Annotated in this window: 4 protein-coding genes; all 4 read left to right on the forward strand. The window is 48.3% G+C overall.

Annotated elements, in window-relative coordinates; all coding sequences use genetic code 11:
- The coding region (locus GHO03_RS25235; protein ID WP_178110363.1) for a hypothetical protein at positions 1-740 on the forward strand (740 nt) is incomplete at its 5' end.
- Positions 741-747: 7 nt separating this feature from the next.
- On the forward strand, positions 748-2,709 hold the full coding sequence (locus tag GHO03_RS23765; protein WP_153400635.1) for a hypothetical protein: 1,962 nt from the start codon (positions 748-750) through the stop codon (positions 2,707-2,709).
- A complete protein-coding gene (locus GHO03_RS23770) occupies positions 2,706-3,269 on the forward strand; it encodes a hypothetical protein (protein ID WP_153400636.1) in 564 nt (187 codons plus the stop codon). The genes GHO03_RS23765 and GHO03_RS23770 overlap by 4 nt, the downstream gene beginning before the upstream one ends.
- Before the next feature lie 30 nt (positions 3,270-3,299).
- Positions 3,300-3,935 (forward strand): endonuclease/exonuclease/phosphatase family protein, encoded by a 636-nt coding sequence (locus tag GHO03_RS23775; RefSeq protein WP_153400637.1) that lies wholly within the window; start codon positions 3,300-3,302, stop codon positions 3,933-3,935.
- Positions 3,936-4,007: the final 72 nt, after the last annotated feature.

Below are 4,007 nucleotides of genomic sequence, written 5' to 3' on the forward strand. Positions count from 1 at the left end.
AACAAGTTTTGCGGCGATGGTCTCATTGGCCTGCGCTATGCGGTGCTTGCGACAATACTTTACGTACAGAGCCTAGTCCCGCACAACGTCAAACAATTAGCGTTACTGCCATTGCTCAATCGCGCGCGATCATAGACACCGACGGCGGCAATCCAGGCAATGAAGCGTTTGAAAAGTATTCTCAAGAGGTTGTGGGAGCCGATGCGACCGCGCACTCTGCAAGCGTAAAAGAAGTAGTATATATGCACGCGAGCGAGACAAAGTATCGCTTGAAAAAAAGAGCGCTATTTGCATATAACGTTGGCCACCTCATGGTGGAGGACGCGCGCAAGGTACAAGCGGCTATTCGTGATGAAGTAATGATTAGCGTGGCAGATCTAAAGTTAATGCTCGGTTGGTCGCACACAAAATCTGACAATGGCGAATTTGAAGAATTTGACGAGTTGCTATTGTCTGCTCAAAGGGCAGGCTTCACTATATCTCCATTTGGACAGCTCGAGAAAGGAAGTAAAACGTTCATCATCACCAACGGTATTACAGCCGCACTACTTATGAGCTACCGGAATGAGTGTATCAACCAACTAAAGCACTTTTCCGTCGAAGATGAATTAAAAGCCTTTGCAATTGCAATGCAAGCGGCGTACATAGAGGATGCTCTCGAAAAGTTTGACCACAAAGCCATTAGCCAGGGAAAGGATATACTTAAGAATTATACCTTCCCCACTCCAGTCGTAAGGTAAACAGGCCATGCAAATCAATTCAAGCCCATCCGCGTTGTTTACCATGTCGCCTGAATCGCCAACCATCGGAAATCAATTAGGAGATGATTCTTTCCAGATTCAGGATCCTATTACAGGCCTTTTCTACATAATCAATTTTGCCTGGAAGTGCTCCATGCAAAAAAGGCTCTATGCACAGATGTATTTCCTGAAAGGGCATATTTCACGGGGCCATGCAGACGAGAAAGGACGCATCGTTGTAAGTAGTCTTTCAAGTGCACGCCAAGAAATCGCTTACTTACGCGACTTTTGTGAGTACTGGGAGATAAACTTTACAGATCGAGCGCTCCAATCTCTGTCCAGGCTTGAGATACAAACAATGCTCCGCGCTTTAATGGTAAAAAAGGAGAATAATCAGGACGGCGACCTCATTCTTGGCCCCTCCACAATGACAATGTTCTGTAAGATCCTAGAACAAACTTATACCATGCTCCATTCCGGAAAGCTCGTAGACGGTGTCGTGCACCGAATGACCGGAGCTTTCAAAAAAAGCACAATGGAGCCCTTGCTTAAACATCTGGAAGTAGAATACGCGGTATGGAGTAAAGGCGGGAGCTACGGCTCAATCCCTATGACTTGTGCTTCGTTGATGCTCGCTGAAGCGATCACCCAAATAGAATCAGATGAAGCAAAAATCGCGGCTATATTTTTTACTCAATGGCGTAGCGAAAAGACGAAAATCACAAGCTGGTTTGGTGAAAAGGATCGCCTCGCCCTTTACAGAAGGATACAGACGCCGGGATACGTATTGTCACGTTTTGAACGAGACTGGGCGCCGTCTGCGATAAAGCTTGGTAACGCAATCGATGCAGCAACCATAGGGCACCACGCATCTTTGCCATGGAAAAACCAAGGCGCGCTCAGTGATTTTTGTTGTGAGCTCACTAAGGCAGCCTTGACCGTCATCACATTATTGAGTGGATTTCGCATTTCGGAAATCAACGGAATGCGACTTGCAGATTATGAGCAAGAACCGGACGGTTCTTGGTGGTTTACATCCGAAAACTACAAAACAGAATCAGGGCTCGCGCACCCAAGATCGTTACACGGACTTGCCGCAGAAGCAGCAACACTCATGAAAAACCTGTCGGCGGTGGATACGGAGAAGTTCAACCTGCCGTTACTCCATAGAGCTTACAGGTCAGAAGCTTTTCTTGTCGCCCGTGGCACTGGCAAATTCAGCGATGAGCAATGGTTGGCAGACGCAGGCTACGGTCTATTCGCATTGAGGGGTTGGTTCAAGTCTTTCTATAAGACTCATGTCGCAGAAAAGTACCCCGATGCTGGCAAGATTCATAGTGAGGTCTCGCCTCACCAAGCCCGTCATACCTTTGCAGAGTTTGCACTGCGTAGATTTGATGGGAATGTCATGGAAAAGATCCGGGAGCATTTCCGCCATTCATATGGCTCTTTCCATACCAGGCGCTATACCCGCGAGAAACTGAGCGAGTCTGTTCGTATCAGCATGGAACGCGACTACGCCAAAGAGGTGATGGGCCGGATTGCAAATGGCAAATTGGACGATCGCTTCTATGGGCCAGCGGCCAAACGCATTGATAAAGAAATGGCAGAAATTTCCGTGCTCACAGGAGATGAATTCGATGAGCGCCTCAGTGCCTTGGCTAATGAATTTGAGCGGTTTACCGCATTCGAATGGGGCTATTGCGCACTGCGCGCTAATGAGCAGCATATCGCGAAGTGCCATGACCCTAAGACTGGTACGCCGAACGTAGATCAACGCAGCACGCCGGAAGTCTGCGCCGGATGCCCTCACAGTATGAACAATAACCTGCAGAAGCGGGAGCTTGAGCGAACAGCAATCTCACACCAATTCATTGCGGAGAACCATCCTCTCAAGGCTCTCGGGAATATGAGTGGAGAAGTCGTTCGGAAAATCGAGCGTCGCTTGGAAGAGAAGGTAACAGCATGAAATTCAGCTTAGGGCAGTATTCCAATAGCACTGAAGTCCCCGAAGAACCTTCCTGGGTCACCTCTACAACGAAGCGAAACCTTTACTTGCACGTATGTAAGGCTTTTGACCGCATCAAGGCGTCTATGGAGGCGGGCGAAAAACTCAGTATCAAAGAAAGAAGAATTGTAGCTCGCAACATTGCCAAAGACAGTGGTGTCCATGACAGCTTGCTGAACAAACGCCGTCAGCCTGAACTCAATGAGTTGATCCTCCAAAAGAATGCTGAACTTGAAGAACTTTGGAAAAGCCTTTCAGCCACCCAATACCGCCCGAGAATAAAGCGCACGAAGGCGGTCATACAGAACGAGCTTCGTTCGCGAACAGCTGAAATCGAACGCCTAACCAATCTTCGTCTTTCTGAGGCGCTCACTGCGGCCATTGGTAACCAGATGGTCGATAGCCATAGAAGCCTCGTAAGTACCATCGAGTATCTTAAAGCTGAGAACGCCGAGCTTCAGTTGCGTAATAGTGAACTGAGTAAGCAGCTTCGCCAGATGATGAAGGCCATCAAAAACTGATGCCTACCAAATTTTGCCATAGAGTTCCTAATGCTTAAGCTTTTCCGCCACATCGCTGTTTGTCTTTTACTTTGCTGCACCAACGCCCTCGCGGCTACAAACATAGGTACCTGGAACCTCGAACATCTCAGCATACGGGACACGAAGGATTTTGTCGCAATAGCGAAGGTTGCAAAGAAAGTCGATTTTCTTGCCGTTCAGGAATTGATGAGTGAAGAGGCTCTCGCCGCATTGGCCAAGGAACTGACCAGACAAACCGGCAAGCAATGGAGCTTCATGGCTTCGCACGCTGTGGGCCGATCGACCTACAAAGAAATGTACGGCTTCGTGTGGAAGGATGAGGCTATCGCGTATGAAGACGGGGCTGTGACCTACCTCGATCGAAAGGATACATTTGAACGAGAGCCCTATTCGGCTCGATTTAAATCCCTCACTGACAATTCCTATTTCGTCGTTGCCACAGTCCACATTCTCTACGGCAAAAGTCAAGCTGACCGTGCCTCAGAGATAGTGGCGCTTTCAAATTATTGGTCGTGGCTGAAGGAAACTTATCCGGGCAACAACCAAATTATGCTGATGGGTGATTTCAATACCCCGCCTACTTCCCCCGCGTGGGATAGCTTGGACTCTAGTGCCAGACCACTAGTATTGAATGGCGCAATGTAGTGGTCTAATGAAACCGGACACTCATTTAGGCGAGAATGCTCGCCATATCGAGGTGTCAGATGACCAAGCAAC

The organism is Pseudomonas sp. FSL R10-1339, assembly GCF_009600545.1.
GTDB lineage: Bacteria > Pseudomonadota > Gammaproteobacteria > Pseudomonadales > Pseudomonadaceae > Aquipseudomonas > Aquipseudomonas bubulae.